This is a genomic window from Scandinavium goeteborgense, from assembly GCF_003935895.2.
Taxonomy (GTDB): Bacteria; Pseudomonadota; Gammaproteobacteria; order Enterobacterales; family Enterobacteriaceae; genus Scandinavium; species Scandinavium goeteborgense.
Genome location: NZ_CP054058.1, coordinates 2,888,905 through 2,908,311, shown reverse-complemented (window position 1 = coordinate 2,908,311; position 19,407 = coordinate 2,888,905). Strand labels below are relative to the sequence as shown.

Here is a 19,407-nt window from a genome sequence, read left to right as displayed (position 1 = left end):
CCTTTTTTTCGCCTGAGTTACAGCACGGCGACGATGGCTTCGCACAGCGGGGCCATATTGTCTGGCGTCATGCCCGCGACGTTCACTCGCCCGGACGCAACCGCATAAACACCAAACTCTTCACGCAGACGCAGAACCTGTTCTTTGGTCAGGCCGCTGAAGGAGAACATGCCATTCTGCTTCGTGATGAAGCTGAAATCGCGGTCCGCACCTTTCTCGGCGAGGGTATTCACGAACAGCAGACGCATACGCTGAATGCGCTGGCGCATGTCGGTCAGCTCTTGCTCCCAGATGGCGCGCAGCGCGTCATTGCTAAGGATCGTTGCCACCACGGCAGCACCGTGAGCGGGTGGGTTAGAATAGTTGGCGCGGATAACCGCTTTCATCTGGCTAAATGCGCGGTCGACCGTCTCTGAATCCGCAGAAACGAGCGTACAGGCACCCACGCGTTCGTTGTACAGGCCAAAGTTTTTCGAGAATGAACTCGCAACCAGCAGTTCTTTATGTACGGCGGCAAAGGCGCGCAGGCCTTCAGCATCTTCTTCCAGACCGCGAGCAAAGCCCTGGTAGGCGAAGTCAAACAGCGGTAACCAGCCTTTCTCTACGGACAGTTTTGCCAGCTGTTCCCACTGTTCCAGCGTTGGGTCTATCCCGGTTGGGTTGTGGCAGCAGCCGTGGAACAGCACCACGTCGCCTGTCTGAGCCTGATTCAGGCTGGAAACCAGGCCGTCAAAATCCAGAGCGTGTTGATTCGCGTCGTAATAGCTGTATTCGCACACTTCCAGCCCGGCGGAATTAAACACGCCTTTGTGGTTCGGCCAGCTTGGGTTGCTTACCCACACGCGTTTTACGTCAGTGTTTTTAGCGAGAAAATCTGCGGCTACGCGCAGTGCGCCAGTGCCACCTGGGGTCTGCGCCGTACGTGCACGCTTGTCAGCCACAATCGCACTGCCTTTCCCGAACAGCAGCTCCTGCGTGCAGCGGCCAAATTCCGGAATACCGTCAATGCCGAGGTAGTTCTTGGTGGTTTCATTTTCCAGCAGATAAAGTTCCGCTTTTTTTACGCTGGTCAGAACCGGTGTTTTGCCGGTCTCATCTTTGTAAACACCAATCCCGAGGTTGATTTTCCCCGGGCGGTCATCGGCACGAAACAGATCGGCCAGGCCCAGAATAGGGTCGGCAGGGGCAGCGGTTATGTTCTCAAACATGACGAGGTTCCATTGTGGTTACTGAAGGGAAATCCGCTCTCAGGTTAACGGGAGAATGACCAAAAGCCAACCGTTTGCGAGAAAATGTTAAGACTATGCGGTAATGTCCCCTTTGGGGCTGCGGATGTTTTCCTGGACTGTTATGTTGTGATCCCAAGATGCTGTCGGTACTTCACCGGGCTCATTGCACCTAATGATAACTTGATACGCTTCTCGTTATACCAGCGTATGTATCTGTCCAGGAAGCGGATAAATTTTTCCAGTGTTATTCCCGCCCAGTTTCTGCCATAGAACATTTCATTTTTGACCCGCCCGAAGAAGCCTTCACACGCCGCATTATCCGACGAGCATCCTTTGCGCGACATGGACCTTATAAGTCCGGATGTATTGATACGATCAAGCCAACCTGGCCATCGATAATGCCCCCCCCGGTCGCTGTGTATCACCGGTTTTTCATTTTCGTTGAGCGTATTGACCGCATCATCGAGCATGGTATTCACCAGCACCGCGTCCGGGCGTGTTCCTATCGACCAGCTCACTACCTGGCCATCAAAGCAGTCGATAACCGGCGACAGATAGACTTTTCCAGCCGGAAGCTGGAACTCGGTAATATCGGTCAGCCACTTTTCATTTGGCCTGCAGGAACTAAAATCCCGGGCGAGTAGATTTTCCGGTGCCGGGCTGATTTCTCCACAGTAAGAGCTGTATCGCCGCCGCCTCGTACGCTTAACAACGAGCTGTTCTTCTGCCATCAGTCTGCGGACGATCTTCTCAGAAATAACCCTGTTGTTACCACGAAGCATCGCGTGAAGACGCCGGTAGCCATAACAGCGGTAATTCTCTTCAAAGATATCAGCCATGATCACGCGTATTTCCGCATACTTATCACGCAGGCGCTGGCTTGCTTTGTGGTAAAAATAGCAGCTGCGGGCAAGTTGCAGAACACTAAGTAATTCAGCAACGGGATACGTTTCCTTAAGGGCATCAACGATCTGGGTTTTCTCCCTGTTCTTCAGGGTCAGAAGGCTGATGCCCATGTCTTTTTTTATCAGTTCATTCGCTTTTGTCAGTAGGTCACGTTCGAGCTGCAGCTGATGAATCTGTTGTCTGAGGTGCTGGATTTCACCAAGCAAAGCATCCTGATTTTTATCCTGAGGGGCTACGTTACGTTTGCGCATGGATTGATAAGCCTCGTCACTGATAAGGTCTTTCTTCCATTTGTACAGGACCGGAACGCTGACACCTATGTTTTGTGCAACTTTACGCGCGGTTCCGCGCCGGCTGCAGAGCGCCCTGACAGCATGAACTCTCTCTTCCGGACTGAAGCATTTGTTTGTACCTGAACGAATGACCAGAGGACGGCTGTTCGGGTAAAACTCCTGAATCCAGGATTTGAGAACCTCGTTGCTGGGGTAACCGATGGCGCGACGAGTGAACGACAGGCATCCACCGTGCGTGAGGTAATGCTCAACCGCAGCAATTTTCTGAGCGCGTGAATAGCGCTCTCTTGGCTTTAAATCTCTGGGTAAATCACCGGTCTCTTCATAAATCCGAACCCAGCGGCCCAACTGTTTTGTGGACGGATATCCCAGCTCTCTGACGACGACGGAGGTTTTCTTTCCGTATCGGTAATAGAGTTCAACCGCTTTGATCCGGTCTTCGTATGAATGCATAAAGTGACTCCTGAGAGTCCAGGAATTCGTCCGCACCTCCTTTGACCAAATCTGAAATGTCACCCATCGTATTTTGGGGAGGATATTTCATGGCAAAAGAGATAATTAGCATGAGTCACAAAGAGCTCGATCGGCTCCAGATTATTCGGGAGTCGGTCAGCCGCCACATCACTCAGGACCAGGCTGCGGAGCGAATTGGTATTTCGGTCCGGCAGGTCAAACGTCTTGTTCAACGATACCGGATTGAAGGTCCTCAGGGCCTGGTTTCCCGTCGTCGCGGGAAACGTCCCAATAATGCTTTCTCGCCTGAGTTTCGCTCACTCGTTATCTCGCTTGTCAGGGATAAATACCCGGATTTTGGGCCCACCTTCGCCAGCGAGAAGCTGCGGGAAATTCACGGGCTGGCGCTATCCGCTGAGACATTGCGTAAGTGGATGGTTGAGGAGGGACTGTGGCGAGAGCGTCGTCGTAAAATTGCCCGTATTTATCAGCGGCGGCAGCGCCGCCCTTGCTATGGGGAGCTGATCCAGATTGATGGCTCTCCGCATGACTGGTTCGAAACACGGGGGCCGCGCTGCACGCTGATCGTCTTTATCGATGATGCTACCAGTGCGTTGATGGCCCTTCGGTTCGCCCCGGCCGAAACCACCCGCGCTTATATGGAAACGCTGCGAGATTATCTCGGCAACCATGGACTCCCTCTCGCCCTGTATTCAGATCGGCACAGTATTTTCCGTGTTAATAACCCGGAAAGGGAAGGTGAGCTGACGCAGTTCACCCGCGCCGTGAAAACGCTTGGCATAGCGCCGATTCATGCTAACACCCCGCAGGCTAAAGGTCGGGTTGAACGGGCTAATCAGACGTTGCAGGACAGGCTGGTTAAAGAGCTGCGACTTCGTCATATCAGTGATATCGAAACGGCTAACGCCTGGCTGCCTGAATTCGTGAAAGATTACAATGACCGCTTTGCATCCCAGCCCCGGGAAGGCGGTAATGCCCATCGGGACATTCATCACACTCCGGAAGAACTGAATTACATTCTCTCCTATCAGGCCCGCCGTGTGTTGTCCAAGAACCTGACGTTCCAGTACAAAACCTGCGCGTATCAGATCCGCTCAGAAGGGCAGGGTTACCGACTCAGGCATGCGCTCGTCACGGTTTGTGAGAATTTTCAGGGAGAGATTACGGTGTTGCACGACAGCCGGGAACTTGGCTGTGAGAAATATGTGGATGGGCCTGAGCCCTTACCTCTTGATGACGAGAAGAGTGTTCATGAGCGGGTTGAGAATGCGCGTTTCGACCTGCGTTCGAAGTTCTATGTTAAACCGGCAGCCGATCATCCTTGGAATACACGCAGAACGCAAAGTATGTCCCCTGTAAAACCACCGAAGTTACCCAGAAAGAAGGCTGACAGGGACAAATCAGGATGAATACGGGACGGATTCACTTACCTGAATAGTCATGCAGTGGGGTAAAATTCTGCCTGTGCGTTTCTGGCGGGTTTTCGGGTGGTTTGTTACCCTTTTTACCGGTTATTCGTCAGAAACTCCCTGAGCGCGTTTTGGCGGTGCGTACAATTAGAACGTTATGGTAAATCTCATTTGTCATGGCCAATGCCTGCTTAGAGCGAAGTGCGGAAGTTTACTTTAAGGGTAACCTAATCGACATGCATAGGTATTCTAGGAGAATTATGCGTTTTAGTATAGCCTGCATCAGACCCATAACCTGCTTTAATACTTTTGATAGCCATCAAGTGGTAAGCCTTTACCTCCAAAAATTTTAAGAATATTACAAATAATCTCAAAGTATTGCGGCTGAATACCTTCAATTCCTTTAAACTTACCATGATCGTTTAACGAACGAATAGTTTTGAAATTATCCCACAATCTGTTCTTGGTTATAATATCGTTAACTTCGTGGTGTTTCGTGCAACTATGCTCTCGATAAATTTTTATGTACTCGTTGATTTCCTTAGTTTCATTCGAAGAAAGAGATTTACCTCTAATAACTGACTCAGGAATCTGTCCCGTCTGGGAATACTCTCGGTAGAGAAATACCATTTTACTAAATCTATCTGAACCACTGGACACTAGTAATTGCAAACTTTGCCACGAAAGTTGCGTTATATTTGTGATATGGATAGTGCTTTTTCTACCTTTGCTATTAGATACTTGAACTACTTTATTTACACTAAAATTTGCGATTTCTCTGTAAAGACTTACGTCATAATCAATTTTCATAACGACCTCCAATTATAATCATCCTTGAAATTTAACACAAAGTTAAGGGGGTTCGAAGTTCTGTGTACAATTGCATCAGTTAAAGTTGTCCCGAGAGCAAATTTAAACGGCCCTGAGGGAGTTATTCGAAATCATCATATCTGCAATCTGTGGGGCGGTCGTGGTTTTCTCACCTCAAAAAAATCAGTCAGTACGTTGTTGAATATAGGGTGCTGGAGGTTATCAAAGTACGTTCAGGGATTGAGCGCTGGAATCCTTGGATGGACAAAAGCATCGCTGAACCAACATCCGCTCCTGGCACAAAGCAGTCTACGGTAACGGCCACAAGCCGCTCTGAGCGAGAAGCGGACGTTTAGTTTATGACGACTGAGTGTTTACATTAAACATCCCTTACTGGCACTGCTCATGTAGCTCCCATATTCTAATATCACTTTTGGAGATGGGTGTTCCTTAAGAGAATATTCACAACGAAGCGTTTGCACCGGCGGTAGTGCTTATAATCGGTATGAGCCCCCAAGAGGGCTCACTTTCAAATGTGCGGTTGATCTTCTAAGTATGAGGTGATGCCCGATCAAGAACTTCTCATGCGTTCCCGCGATAAATCACATTCAAAGCCCGTCGAGAGTAAGATTTCAGTTCACCTGGCGTGATAGGTTCTGATGATGCCTGAGGGTTCGTGTCATGATGATAACGACCGGCATAATTGTTAATTTCATTCAATTCTGGTACCAGTGATTTCGCGAAGAATAACGGATCGTCCGGTTGTGCTTGTGCAATCTGCATGACTACCTCTCCAAACAGATTTCCCGGTGAAATTCGCCCCGGAAAACGTCGATGCAGATACCCCTCAAGAAGCGGTCTGATTGCCACCGCCGTATCGTGAAACTGATGATGAACACCATCGGAAAATCCGCTCACCAGCCGGTGATTTTTATAGTAGGGAGATTCACATTCCAGATCGACATCTAGCTTGTCCAGGTTACTGAAATCACCTGCAATGTGGACAATGCATAAGGCTGAAATGTCCTGCATTTGTGTAGCAGGTATTTTAAGGAACTCATCTCGCATGTTACGGATAAAGAACAGGTCGTGTGCCAGGATGATTACCTGCAAGCTGCGAAGGTAAATCTGTTTAATGATGGTGATTGTGTGGTTCCTGCGATGACTGTCCAGACTACACATCGGGTCATCAATCACGACAATTTTTCTTTCAAGATCAGTATCATGAAGCAACACTGAGATGAAGAATGCAAAGGCTAGCGTCCTTTTGTCCCCTTCACTGAGTGAACTTCGGAAACTGGATTCCTCTCCCGTTAGCGAAATTTTTTCCCCTCTAAGTTCAATTGCATATTCAGATTTAGGCTCACCGCCGCCGGCATAGTTATAATTTATTTCTGTGATGCGAAAGCTTGCACCAAACTTCATCAATAAATCATTAATGGAGGATTGATACTTTCCAAGGGTCGAGTCCATGATCGCATTCAGTTCACCTCTCCGTATTTCCTTTAGTTCAGAGGCCGCCACTTCAGCTGTTTTAGCGGTCTGATAATCAGAGATAAAACCTATTACTTCAGGTGATAGACGAAGTCGGGTTGCTTCATGTTGGGATAATGTAACCCGCAGTGTTTCTTCATTTTTGGTTTCAAGCGTCTCTTTATAAGCCTGAATATCCAGATTGGCAGCTTCCACCCCCGAATTAAAGGCAGAAAGCTCATCATTGATTGCAGTTACTGCATCAGCGATTTCTTTTTCATAGTCGCCTTGGGTCTTTGAAAGCGGATCGCTTTTCTTGGCTTCCGCTAAGCGACTCAGAGATGACTGAAGACCTTCCAAACTAGCTTTAATTTTATCTAAATCAGGGAGACTCACGTTCAACTGGAGACAATCTTTCCAGTTTTCAGTCACTAAAACCGCCTGCTCAATCTTGCTCTCAAGTAAAGCCAGATTGAAAACGCGCATGGCTGTCACCACAACGTTATCTAGTCCTGTAACCTGATTAAGTAAGGTTTTGTATGCAAGGTTAAACCGCTCCCGGTAGAACCGGATCAGTTCAACACCCTCTAGGCTTTGCGTACAGAAAGGACAATGTTCGTCTTTTATATAATCAAGGCCGCTACTCGCCCATCGCTCGAAACCTTCGACATTGATATGGTCAATATGCGCACAGACGACCTCTTCTGCACCCGCGCTGAGGCTGTCATAACTGGATGCAAGTGTGGAAAAAAAAGAACTGAAATCAGGAGCGTACAGAGGTAACGGAAGATAGCCCGTACGGTTACGGATCGTCTCTGCTCTCTTGCAGAGATCCAGTTCTGATTCGACTAATGCAATTTTTCCCTGAATGTTCTCTTCCTGAACAGGCTTTATGTATCTTGCTAGTGTTACATTTCCCCGGACTACCGTCAGCTTTTCACTTGCCAGTCTCGTAACTCTCTTGGCCTCATCTGCCTTGTCTGATGCATCATTAAAAGCAGCCCTCGCTGCTACCGCATCATTGCCTAGCGCAAAACTAAGCAGTCGCTTTCTATGGCTAGCACTGATTTCACCACCTGAGTAAACATTACGATCAACAAAATCTAAGTCGAAGACGTGTACATCTGAATACTTACCACTCCATGTGCCGTTATCAAATATCGCACGATTTCCCTGAGAGAACTGGAGATGAATATTTTGAGGGGGTGTTTCCCCAATCGTTTTCCTGTGCCGCACAATATCTGGATTTAATTCGGTGTAGGAACGCAGAATAGACGCAAGAGTAGATTTACCACGCCCATTATCAGCATAGACAAAGGTCATTTTTTTAAAAGGCATACCAGCAGGGCGGATATCCTGGAATAAACCCACGCTGGTAATTTGATGAATTCTTTCAAGCATATAAATTCCTTTTTCTTCGCGATTTTACCACAGCGGATTGAGATTAGAACAAGATGAATACTAGCGCACTGTCCTACTAGGAGATTTGTTTCTGGTGTCGACTCCGTTTGGATGCAGTTAATATATCACTAGTAGCGAATGCTGTGCTCTTTCAGCGGCATCAGTTTCCACCCTTTATGTGATCTGCCCCCCACTGGTGATGCAGATAGATGCTAGCAATGCCCGCTCCTGGCACTAAGCAGACGATTTGACTGAACTAATGGCTCGCCGTGAGTGAACTGCGGACATTATAAAAAATATGACGTATGAAAAACAGATGGCAGGTCAGGTGATTTTAAAGTGCCACGTTAACAACGTGGCGACTGAAGGGCTTGAGTTAATCGTCGTACTTATCGTTAATCATTTGACGAAGACTTTCTCGTTCGGCTTCACTTCGCGTTGTATCTGACAAAACAGATCTGCCATGGATGGCTATATCCGTTTTTAACTCTGTCCGGGTAGGATTAGGCTTATAAGTAGTTCCGTTTGGATATGCATTCCCGTTAGTCAATGGTCCACCCAGACCTCGCTTGTAAGCCAATGACAGAACACTCACAGCCAGTAACACTGTTATCAACGGATAAAAAAAATCAGGCGATACTTGCCCGATAAAGACTAACAGTCGTACGAATGGTATAACCGAACATAGAATATCCACGGTTTGTAGTGGATCACAAAATCAGGACACCGGAATAACCTGCTTCCACTTTTCTTCATGCAGGTAAGGCGATAATCCACCATTGTTCGTATGAGGGCGGTACATGTTGTAATAACCATTTATCCACTGGTTTATGTCGAGTACCGCATGGCTAAAATCACCATAACCACCTTTGGGAAGCCATTCACTTTTAAGGCTGCGAAAGACTCTTTCCATCGGCGAATTATCCAGACAATTCCCTCTGCGACTCATACTTTGCATTACCCCATAACGCCAAAGTAACTTTCTGTATTTATTACTTTTATATTGAACTCCTTGATCTGAATGAAACAGAAGACGTTCATTACGCGGCCGTGTTTCCAGGGCATTACGCAAAGCCCTGCATACCAAATCAGCATCAGCGGTTAATGAGAGGGCTGAACCAATAATCCGGCGTGAATATAAATCAACAACAAGCGCGAGATAGCACCACCTGTCCTGCAGGCGAATAAAGCTGATATCGCCACACCAGACGCGGTTTGGTGCGGCGGGGTTAAACTGCCGGTTCAATAAGTTTGGCAATGCCGGACTGTTGTCTTCATTTATTCGGTAGCGATGTTTAACAGGCTGGTGACTGGTCAGCCCGCATTCCTGCATCAGTCGTCGCGCCAGCCACCGGCCTGCATCAACGCCACTCTGGCGTAACATCTGGCTGATTGCCCGACTCCCTGCAGCACCACGACTGAGAGCATGCAGTGCTCTCACCCGACTTCGTAATGCAATTCTTTGTACATTAACCGGATGCTTCACCTGCGCGTAATAAACGCTACGGTGAATACCGAATAAATGACAAAGAACCTGCACAGGCCACTTTGCTTTCAGCCGTGTGATTAGCGCGATAACTTTCCGGGGGCTTCGCTCATCAGCACGGCAGCCTGCTTTAGTATTTCTTTTTCCATCTCAAGACGTTTTATCTGCGCTTTAAGCTGCTGAATTTCGCGCTGTTCAGGAGTAATAGCATTGCCGACGGGCTCAATACCCAGAAGTTCCTGCTTATAAAGCCGTATCCATTTGCGCAAATGGTCAGGGTTGAGTTCGAGCGCCTGAGCAACTTCCCGTACATCTCGCTGGTATTTAACAACCTGTTCGATAGCTTCGAGTTTGAACTCCGGGGAAAATGTGCGTTTAGTCCGACGAGTTTTGATCATGTATCACCTCATGTTCACTGTTTTAACATTAACAGGATTTCGAGGTGTCCTGAATTACCGATCCACTACAGTTTGCCACTATCCTGTCCAGCACCCGCACAACCCGCTGCGCCGGGATATTCAGGTCAATTTCTATGGCCAGAGCCTCGCGGTTAAAATCATCCACGACGTTAAAAGTCCGAAAACGTCGGCCACATGTCAGCGCGTCGTGCATAAAATCAATCGACCAGCTCTGGTTGAGTGCTTCCGGCGTTGCCAGCGGAGCCGGATTGCGCACCGGAAGACGTTGTTTCCCCTTGCGGCGAAAATTGAGTTTCAGCAGGCAGTAAATCCGGTGAACACGCTTATGATTCCAGGCGTTACCCTGCCTGCGAAGTACCTGAAAAAGCTTCTTAAATCCGTATCGCGGATAGCGTTCTGCCAGTTCAGTCAGCGCCAGGATCACCGGTTCATCACGCCGGGTATCGGGCTGATAAAAATACACCGTCCTGCTCAGCGATACTGTCCTGCATGCCTGGCGGATGCTCATGGAAAATTGTGCAGTCAGATAGCTGACAAGCTCCCGCTTTATCGCTGGTTTTAGAGCTTTTTTTCGATAACGTCCTTCAGCGCCCGGCATTCCAGACTCAGATCGGCAAACATCTGCTTGAGGCGACGATTCTCGTCCTCAAGATCTTTGATTTTTTTGATATCAGCGGCTTCCATCCCGCCATATTTCGCCTTCCAGTTGTAGTAGCTGGCTTCGGAAATAGCGGCTTCGCGGCACACATCTTTGACGGTACGCCCGGCTTCGACAGACTTCAGAACGGCGATGATCTGGTGTTCGGTGAATCGGATCTTACGCATAGCGATCTCCTCAGGGGACATAATCAGTATGTCGGAAGATCTCTAAAAGTGAATGGTTCAGTTAAGCGGGATACTTACAAACCCACTGGCGTTAACCCGTGATGCCTATCGAGAAATAGCTTTATCGGCAAGAACCGATTTTTTAGAAATTGAGATCGTATGTTCCGATATGATTGAGCATCGTAAACGAGTGGAAACAAGGGAGTCACAAGTCGAGGGGTTAACCCTGCCAGATTGGAAATATGTTACCGATTTGACTTATGAACCATGGAACAGAGAACACCTCATTTTAGACTCGTACAGTTTATCCAGCGATGAATGTGTATCAAGGATCATCAAACTTCTTTCGCGATGACTTGGTCTTGAGAGGCTCCCCAACAATTATTATGGTGGGTAGTTAGTAATGTCCGCTCCTTGCAAGAACGGCCAGTGAGACGATTCAGTAGCTGCTTTAAACGAGATGTCGACTGGCCGTACCAATTCAGATTACTCGATTGTAAGAAGCGTATTAATGTCATTAGACATTATTGCCGAGAGGTGTTTAGTTATCTTTTCTACAGACCAATTCCACCACGCTAATTTTTCCAGTTCGAATACTATTTCATCTGGAAATCGTGATTTAATCACTTTTGCAGGGTTTCCACCGACAATGGTATAAGCAGGCACGTCGGTGGTGACAACAGCCTGGGAGGAAATAATCGCGCCGTTGCCGATCTTCACGCCAGGCATGATCAGCGCTTTGTAACCTATCCAGACATCATTTCCGATTATCGTATCGCCTTTGTACGGCAAATCTTCAGGCTTTGGCATCGCCTTTTCCCATCCATTTCCGAAAATATAAAAAGGAAACGTAGAGAAGCCTGATAACTTGTGGTTCGCACCGTTCATAATGAACTGGACACCTTTTGCTATAGCGCAAAATTTACCGATAACCAGTCTGTCACCGATGAAAGGGAAGTGATACAGAACATTTCGTTCAAAATTCTCAGAGTCTTCTGGGTCATCGTAATAGGTGAAATCGCCAATGATAATGTTTGGATTCGTCACAGTATTTTTGATGAAACAAACCTGAGGAAACCCCAGCATTGGATGCTTATTTAGTGGATCTGGACCTTGCATATCCCCTCCGACGTAATTGGGCTCCGTTTGGGAAACGGAAAATATTGTACGTTATGATGGTTTTCTGTATTGAGTGATTTCAATCAGGCGAAAAGGTCAATACTTCTCTTCAGCCAGCTTTCTATTGTTTCGCCAAATATTTCCGCATCAGTGCATTTTCTAGTGTCACGCCACGACGGACAGGAAAACCCCGTTCCACTACATGAAAGCCGTGCCGTAGAAAGAACTCTTCCGCAGCCTTACTCACATTTGAAGTAAGTTCAGCAATTCCAAGTTGTCTAGCTTCTTCATGAATGCAATTCATCAGTAGCGTCCCTACTCCCTGTCTCGGGTAGGTTCCTGAGACAAAGAAATGGTCAATGTACCCATTCGGCTGAACATCTGCATATCCAGCTATTTCCCCATCCACTTCAACAACAAAGGGGCGCAGCTCCTTCATGTAATTGGCCCATTGTTCCGGGTCGATATCTGGTGGAGCCCAGGCCTCTATTTGTTCATGTGTGTAGTAGTGTGATGCGATGGTATGTATAGAAGATAAAAAGACCCTGAATAACGCAATTTCATCCCCATTAGTGAACCTTCTGATTTTCATAAAACCTCGTTAGTCGTAACGCGTTCTGCCTGCCGGTAAAGGGTCTGGATGCTACATACTTGAGAGAAACTATAGCCTGTGGCATCTGCTGTTTCCCGGATATTCAGTTTTTTAACCTGTCGGTAGTACAGCACTTTCTGGTGCCTAATGGTTTTAACAGCAAGCGATCTGTTTTTAGTCTGAGTATCTGCATACGTTCATCTCCTTACTCAGAAGGAGTACGGTTTTATCGTAGTTACTCAGGCACCACTCATGCTTTTTGATAACCGCCGGTGGGATTTTCTCTATATCTTTGACGGGACCAAATCCCATTGAGCCGTAAAAACCTTCCAGCTCAGCAAAAGGTAAACAGTAAAGAACTGGGAGAACTGAGTTCTTAATCAGGAAATCTACCACCTTACGGGCGATCCCCAGACCCTCATTGCCGGGAAAAACATAAATTCCCCCAAGCTCGCCGCTTTCTGTATCGATTGTTACAACTCTACCTTGACCAACAATATTATCGCCATCAGTCGCCAATACGATTAGTTCCCCTGCAAGTGACGGAACAAAATCAATCTCAGCATAGCGCTCGTTAACGATGGCGAGATCAGCGTTGGTGGCGATTCTTAAAGAAATTTGCATCATTCTCCCTACATCTCTTTATCTGTATTTTTCAGCTTTTGATTTTCAACCATAATACTTGGTGTAAATATCAAACAATAACGGTCAAGAAACATATTAGATATAGCCTAAATGTTTGAATATTTTCTGATAGATTTCACGCACCACTTTGCTTTTATTTTCGTGATATTGTTGAATATCTAAGCTACAACCTTTAATTGCATCTAATTTAACGTCAGCATATAGCTGGCAGTCCTTCTTTGACTGTCGCAACCAATCTCGAAAAAGCACATGTCGGATTGTTTCAGGAGTGTCTTGAGTGAAAACATGAAGGTTAACTCTGGGATTATCGTAATGAAAAAGACGATGTCCATGGAAGCGAGGCTCACGCACAATTAGTTTATACCCAAGACTCTCAAGTGCTAATACATAAGTTTTTTCATCTGTAGCATCAGCAACTGTCAAATCAATATCAATAACGGGTTTGGCAGCCAGACCAGGTACCGCCGTAGAACCTATATGATCAATTCTTAGTAAATTCGAACCTAATTTATTTTTAATAGTGGATGCTAACGATGAATATATTTCCGGCCACAGGGGATCATAAGCAACGACCGCAACATTCTCAATCGGCGGTACGCCATTAACAAAATAACTATCCTGAGGATCAATGACATAATGCTGCATTATTTCTTTTGGGCTAACCATAAACCAACACCTATCGACCATACAAATTATGAACAATAGCGTACAGGAGATGGGTTTGGATGTCTCTCAAACGTCCGCTCCTGGCACTAAACGGACGAGTATCACCATCCTAACGACTGGCTTTCCTGACGTCCTGTGTGGCTTGCTATATGTATTCAGCAGTGCAATACTTGTAATGACGTTTGTATTTACAAGAGGTGTGAGACATGGGTAGCATTAACCTGCGTATCGACGATGAACTTAAAGCTCGTTCTTACGCTGCACTGGAAAAAATGGGGGTAACGCCCTCGGAAGCGCTTCGCCTGATGCTTGAATATATCGCTGACAATGAACGTTTGCCGTTCAAACAGACACTCCTGAGTGATGAAGATGCCGAACTTGTGGAGATAGTGAAAGAGCGCCTTCGTAATCCTAAGCCTGTACGCGTGACTCTGGACGATCTCTGATGGTGTATCTTCTGGACTTTGACGAACGTGCATTAAAGGAATGGCATAAACTTGGCGCGACTGTCAGAGAACAACTGAAAAAGAAGCTGGCAGAGGTGCTCAAATCTCCACGCATTGAAGCTAACAAGCTACGTGGGATGCCTGATTGCTACAAGATAAAGCTCAGGTCGTCTGGTTATCGACTGGTATATCAGGTCATCGATGAAAAGGTTGTCGTCTTTGTCGTATCTGTCGGGAAAAGAGAGCGCTCAGATGTTTATACCGAAGCGGTCAAACGGATCCGCTGAACTTCGGCAGGACATTTCTGTCTCGCAGTAAAGGTGCCACTTCTACTTTGCGTTGACACCGTTTGCGAGAAAAAGGGAGGGGCTTTTTGAAAGTCACGATTATTTACTGCCAGCCATAAAAAAACAGGGCCGAAGCCCTGTTTTTCAAGCATATAACAAAGTGGCGTACTGATTAGAACTGGTAAACGATACCTACAGCAGCCTGGTCGTCGGTAGCCTGACCAGATGCTTTAGAGTAGTCGTTGTCGTCCAGCAGGTTGAATTTGTATGCTGCGTAGACGTTCATGTTCTTGTTGAAGTAGTACCATGAACCCACTTCGATGTATTTAACCAGGTCAGCATCGCCGCCGTCGAAGCCAGGACGTGCCAGCAGGTCTTTACCTTTAGACTGTACGTAACCGATGGATGGACGCAGACCGAAGTCGAACTGGTACTGAACCACGGCTTCGATGTTCTGAGTTTTGTTCGCGAAGTTGCTGTCCGGCTCGCGAGTCATGTTGGTAGTTTCAGCATACATCACTGCCGCGTAGACGTTGTTCGCGTCGTATTTGAATGCAGTAGACCATGCTTCAGCGCGTTCGCCGCCAGCACTTGCGTTACCAGCAACACCATCAATGGCGTAAGTTTGCGGGTTAGACTGATCGTCAGTACGGTCAGCCGTTTCGTAACCCGCAGCAACGCTGAAGCCGTCCAGGAATGCGTACTGAACAGAAGAGCTGAAGCCATCACCGTTCGCTTTAGCGCCGTTACCGGACAGATTTACACTGTTCGGCGTACCGTTGTCATCATAGTCAACAGTGATTGGGCTGTTGCGCTCGTTTTTACCCTGATACTGCAGGGCGAAACTCAGGCCATCAACCAGACCGAAGAAATCGGTATTACGGTAAGTCAGAAGGCCATTAGAACGGCCGTTCATGAAGTTATCGGTAGCCGCCCATGAATCGCCGCCCCACTCAACCAGCATATCGGTGTATGCCGCTACGTCGTAGATGGCGCCGTAGTTACGACCGTAGTCGATAGAACCCGCGTCACCAAATTTCAGACCAGCAAAGGCCAGACGGGTAGCTGTTCCCTGAGCACCTTCAGCGTTAGATGCATTCAGGTTGTATTCCCACTGACCATAACCGGTGATCTGATCGTTGATCTGAGTTTCACCTTTGAAACCGATACGAGCATAGGTGGTGTCAGAACTGTCGGTGTCGCCGTTGGTAGTCCAGACGTGTTCACCCACTGCTTTACCGTAGAAATCCAGTTTGTTGGCATTTTTGTTATAGATTTCTGCTGCGTTTGCCGCACCAGCTGCCAACAGGGCAGGGATAACCACTGCCAGGATATTGCGCTTCATCATTATTTATTACCCTCATTGGTTTTTTTATGGACACTTTCCACTACCGCCAATAGTTTTCGTCAATAAATATTTACGGAACTATTGATGAGAGTTTGGTGTCTTTCTGTGTCTGACAGGCATATTTCCATTCATGACAACGTTTCGCTAGCCTGAAAGTGCTACAAATATCGTAAATAGGTAACAATAAGAAATAATGTGTAATAATTTGTGTAAATCAGGGAACTTTGTGAACCACCTCAAATTTCCTTGCCTGCCGCTTAATTAATCTACGATAACTTATATATCTATATGAAAAGCTTATCTTTAATTTTGATAAAGGCTTTTTCTATATAAGAACGCTTCTCATCTCACTTTTTCTTATGTGTCAAAGTTAGCTTTTCGTGCGCGTTGCTGGTGGTTATTTTGTATGCTAAGCGCCAGGGGTATACTTAAGCGCAACAGAAGTGTTGCTGGAAATGTGTGCGGAATTATGTCGAGACATGGGGTGTAACATTTTGGTTAGGGAAGGCGGTTGACCTTTATATTTGTAGAAACTTACTCACAAATCCTGACAAAGGCCAAAAAAAAGCCAGCTGAGAAGCTGGCTTTTGCAGAAGGGAAAACTTAGAAGCTGGCGTTACGCGGAGTACGCGGGAACGCAATCACGTCACGAACGTTCTGAACGCCGGTCACGTAGGCAATCAGACGCTCAAAACCAAGACCGAAGCCGGAGTGAGGCACAGTACCGTAGCGACGCAGATCGCGGTACCAGCTGTAGTCTTCTTTATTCAGACCCATCTCAGCCAGACGCGCATCAAGCACGTCCAGACGCTCTTCACGCTGGGAGCCACCGATGATTTCACCGATGCCTGGAGCCAGAACGTCCATTGCCGCAACGGTTTTACCGTCGTCATTAAGGCGCATATAGAATGCCTTAATGTCTTTCGGGTAGTTTTTCACAACAACCGGAGCCTGGAAGTGTTTCTCAGCCAGGTAACGTTCGTGCTCGGATGAGAGATCCACGCCCCAGAAGACCGGGTTCTCGAAGGTCTGACCGCAGTTTTCCAGAATGGTGATCGCGTCGGTGTAATCCACCTGGGCGAAGTCTGCTTCAACAAAACGCTCCAGACGGCTGACGGCATCTTTATCAACGCGCTCGGCGAAGAATTTCATGTCATCGGCACGTTCTTCCAGCACCGCTTTGAAGACATACTTCAGCATGGCTTCAGCGAGTGCGGCGTTATCTTCCAGGTCGGCAAAGGCCACTTCCGGCTCAAGCATCCAGAATTCCGCCAGGTGGCGGCTGGTGTTTGAGTTTTCAGCACGGAAGGTTGGGCCGAAGGTGTAAATCTTGGACAGCGCACAGGCATAAGTTTCGCCGTTCAGCTGACCGGAAACGGTCAGGAACGCTTCACGACCAAAGAAGTCTTTGTCGTAATCGACTTTGCCCTGATCGTTACGCGGCAGGTTTTCCATATCCAGCGTAGAAACGCGGAACATCTCACCCGCGCCTTCAGTATCAGAAGCGGTGATGAGTGGGGTAGATACCCAGAAATAGCCCTGCTCGTGGAAGAAGCGGTGCAGCGCTTGCGCCAGAGTGTGACGCACACGGGCGACGGCACCAATCAGGTTGGTACGCGGACGCAGGTGCGCAACTTCACGCAGGTATTCGATGCTGTGGCGTTTGGCCGCCATTGGATAGGTATCCGGATCTTCAACCCAGCCAGTCACTTCAACGTGAGACGCCTGAATTTCAAAACTCTGACCCTGACCCTGAGATGCCACCACTTTACCGGTGATAATCACGGAACAGCCGGTCGTCAGGCGTAACACTTCCTGATCGTAATTGGGCAGAGAATTATTGACGACGGCCTGTACAGGATCAAAGCAGGAACCGTCATAGACGGCGAGGAAGGAAAAGCCAGCTTTTGAATCTCGACGGGTACGCACCCATCCGCGCACGGTGACTTCGCTGTCAACGGCTACGCGGCCCTGGAGTACGTCGGCTACAGGCACAACGCTCATATTAATCTCTCTGTTAGTAGTCCAGAATAAAGTTATCTCTTTCCGCCCTTAATTAAGGGGGATCCCTATGTTACCTGTCATCTTTCATCAGACAAGAGGAATTCGTAGCGAGACGGGGAGAATTGAGAAAATAATAAGAAGAAGGGAGCCTTTGAGGCTCCCTTTTGCTGATTAACTGGCCTTTTTGACCTGGGGAAGGTCGAAGGCTTTGCGTAAAGCGCGAACAAACGCCTTATCGTGGCAGATGGTTTTGCCTGGGCTATCGGACAGTTTGGCCACCGGCTTGCCGTTACATTCCACCAGTTTTATCACGATATTCAGCGGTTTCACCTGAGGGATATCGCAGGTCAGCCGCGTGCCTATCCCGAAGCTCAGATTCACCCGCGACGAGAAGTGGCGATACAAATCAACGGCCTTTTTCAGGTCGAGATTATCGGAGAACACCAGCACTTTGCTCATCGGATCAATACCGAGCTTCTGATAATGCGCGATGGCTTTTTCACCCCATTCCACCGGATCCCCGGAGTCATGACGCAGCCCCTGATAACGTTCGGCAAACTCCGGGCCGAAGTCACGCAGGAAAGCGTCCATGGTGATGCAGTCGGTGAGGGCAATCCGCAGCTGGTCCGGATATTCTTCAAGCCAGGCAGCCAACGCCACGCGCTGGCTGGTCGCCAGGTCAGGACTGATTTGCTGATGTGCCTGGAACCATTCGTGTGCCTGAGTGCCCATCGGGGTCAGTGACAGACGGCGCGCCAGATCATAATTACTGGTGCCGACAAACCACGACTCCTGCTGAAGACGTTCGACAATCGCCTGCTGTACTTCACGAGAGAAACGACGGCGGGTGCCGAAGTCCATCAGGCGGAAGCCAGACATATCCATATCCTGGGTAAGGTGATTGAAATCAACCAGCTTACGTTCCAGTGTCTCAAGCGCCAGCTCAACGCTGGCTTCGGGGGAACGATAGCGATGAACCAGCTCGCTAATGACGGCCAACAGCGGAACTTCCCACATGATGACTTCACGCCACGGGCCTTCGAGGCGAATGTTTAATTTGCCATTATCGTTACGAATGATGACCTGCTGGGGGTTGTAGCGAAAATCGCGCAGCCAGTCGAGGTAGTCCTGCTTTAAGAACGGCAGGCCGGACAACCACTGAAACTCGTCGTCCTGCAGTCGCAGCGACTGCATCGCTTCGACTTGTTCGCGGATGGCGTCAGCATAAATACCGAGCAGGTCATCACCGCGGCAGCGAAATTCTGCAGCCACTTGGACATCATAATAATGATGGAAGACGGCCTGCTGCATATGCAGCTTATAAGCATCTGTATCAAGCAGAGTCTGCAGAACAGGGGAAGCGAATTGTGTCATGGTGCGCAATAGCATCCTCATAAAGGAGCGTTTAGTACAATAAACAACGGCTGAAACCGCAGGAGTATACCTTGTTTATCGATTTATTGAACCCCGATCACAACACAAGGTGTCTGACGGGTCGAGGGCAAAACGTGCCGCGTGTTATCAATATGTAGCAATTTGCGTGTTTGCCCCTGAAAAGATGAACATTCTGCGTAG

15 protein-coding genes and 1 pseudogene are annotated in these 19,407 nt (G+C 47.9%); 3 read left to right on the top strand and 13 right to left on the bottom strand.

The annotated features are described in order from the left end of the window. Positions 1–17: 17 nt before the first annotated feature. Complete coding sequence (locus A8O29_RS14910; protein ID WP_125353897.1) at positions 18–1,208, bottom strand: amino acid aminotransferase; 1,191 nt, start codon at positions 1,206–1,208, stop codon at positions 18–20. 140 nt (positions 1,209–1,348) lie between these two features. Then, on the bottom strand, positions 1,349–2,881 hold the full coding sequence (locus A8O29_RS14905; RefSeq protein WP_125355569.1) for an IS3 family transposase: 1,533 nt from the start codon (positions 2,879–2,881) through the stop codon (positions 1,349–1,351). 89 nt (positions 2,882–2,970) lie between these two features. Here A8O29_RS14905 and A8O29_RS14900 point away from each other — a divergent pair, with 89 nt between their 5' ends. Beyond that, positions 2,971–4,311, top strand: coding sequence for an ISNCY family transposase (locus A8O29_RS14900; RefSeq protein ID WP_174081353.1), 1,341 nt, complete (start codon positions 2,971–2,973; stop codon positions 4,309–4,311). A gap of 300 nt (positions 4,312–4,611) precedes the next feature. On the opposite strand, the gene A8O29_RS14895 is transcribed toward A8O29_RS14900, so the two are convergent. From A8O29_RS14895 to A8O29_RS14860, 8 genes and pseudogenes are all read right to left on the bottom strand, one after another. Then, positions 4,612–5,121 (bottom strand): hypothetical protein, encoded by a 510-nt coding sequence (locus tag A8O29_RS14895; RefSeq protein WP_125351911.1) that lies wholly within the window; start codon positions 5,119–5,121, stop codon positions 4,612–4,614. Positions 5,122–5,703: 582 nt separating this feature from the next. Beyond that, positions 5,704–7,995, bottom strand: a complete 2,292-nt coding sequence (locus tag A8O29_RS14890; protein WP_174081352.1) for an AAA family ATPase — start codon at positions 7,993–7,995, stop codon at positions 5,704–5,706. A gap of 718 nt (positions 7,996–8,713) precedes the next feature. Next, positions 8,714–9,879 (bottom strand): IS3 family transposase gene (locus A8O29_RS14885; RefSeq protein WP_125355789.1). Its coding sequence is split into 2 segments (ribosomal slippage): positions 8,714–9,615 and positions 9,615–9,879, totalling 1,167 coding nucleotides; the frame shifts between segments, so codons are not numbered across the junction. A gap of 73 nt (positions 9,880–9,952) precedes the next feature. Further along, a pseudogene (locus A8O29_RS14880) lies at positions 9,953–10,725 on the bottom strand (IS3 family transposase); the annotation flags it as partial. A 486-nt stretch (positions 10,726–11,211) separates the two neighbouring features. Beyond that, the gene (locus A8O29_RS14875; RefSeq protein WP_125355656.1) at positions 11,212–11,844 is read right to left on the bottom strand and encodes a Vat family streptogramin A O-acetyltransferase; all 633 of its coding nucleotides are present in this window, start codon (positions 11,842–11,844) and stop codon (positions 11,212–11,214) included. 121 nt (positions 11,845–11,965) lie between these two features. Then, the gene (locus A8O29_RS14870) at positions 11,966–12,436 is read right to left on the bottom strand and encodes a GNAT family N-acetyltransferase (RefSeq protein ID WP_125355654.1); all 471 of its coding nucleotides are present in this window, start codon (positions 12,434–12,436) and stop codon (positions 11,966–11,968) included. 174 nt (positions 12,437–12,610) lie between these two features. Next, on the bottom strand, positions 12,611–13,063 hold the full coding sequence (locus tag A8O29_RS14865) for a GNAT family N-acetyltransferase (protein ID WP_217448706.1): 453 nt from the start codon (positions 13,061–13,063) through the stop codon (positions 12,611–12,613). 93 nt (positions 13,064–13,156) lie between these two features. After that, positions 13,157–13,747 (bottom strand): GrpB family protein, encoded by a 591-nt coding sequence (locus A8O29_RS14860; RefSeq protein WP_056780970.1) that lies wholly within the window; start codon positions 13,745–13,747, stop codon positions 13,157–13,159. Between the two features lie 206 nt (positions 13,748–13,953). On the opposite strand from A8O29_RS14860, the gene relB reads away from it, so the two are divergent. Together relB and A8O29_RS14850 are read left to right on the top strand one after the other, a co-directional pair. Then, a complete protein-coding gene (relB, locus tag A8O29_RS14855) occupies positions 13,954–14,193 on the top strand; it encodes a type II toxin-antitoxin system antitoxin RelB (protein WP_125355652.1) in 240 nt (79 codons plus the stop codon). Beyond that, on the top strand, positions 14,193–14,480 hold the full coding sequence (locus tag A8O29_RS14850) for a type II toxin-antitoxin system RelE family toxin (RefSeq protein ID WP_125355650.1): 288 nt from the start codon (positions 14,193–14,195) through the stop codon (positions 14,478–14,480). The genes relB and A8O29_RS14850 overlap by 1 nt, the downstream gene beginning before the upstream one ends. A gap of 172 nt (positions 14,481–14,652) precedes the next feature. On the opposite strand, the gene A8O29_RS14845 is transcribed toward A8O29_RS14850, so the two are convergent. The 3 genes from A8O29_RS14845 to pncB form a co-directional block, all read right to left on the bottom strand. Next, on the bottom strand, positions 14,653–15,828 hold the full coding sequence (locus tag A8O29_RS14845; RefSeq protein ID WP_125355648.1) for a porin: 1,176 nt from the start codon (positions 15,826–15,828) through the stop codon (positions 14,653–14,655). Between the two features lie 603 nt (positions 15,829–16,431). Further along, a complete protein-coding gene (gene asnS / locus A8O29_RS14840) occupies positions 16,432–17,832 on the bottom strand; it encodes an asparagine--tRNA ligase (protein WP_110509884.1) in 1,401 nt (466 codons plus the stop codon). Between the two features lie 171 nt (positions 17,833–18,003). Beyond that, a complete protein-coding gene (pncB, locus tag A8O29_RS14835; protein ID WP_125355646.1) occupies positions 18,004–19,206 on the bottom strand; it encodes a nicotinate phosphoribosyltransferase in 1,203 nt (400 codons plus the stop codon). Positions 19,207–19,407: the final 201 nt, after the last annotated feature.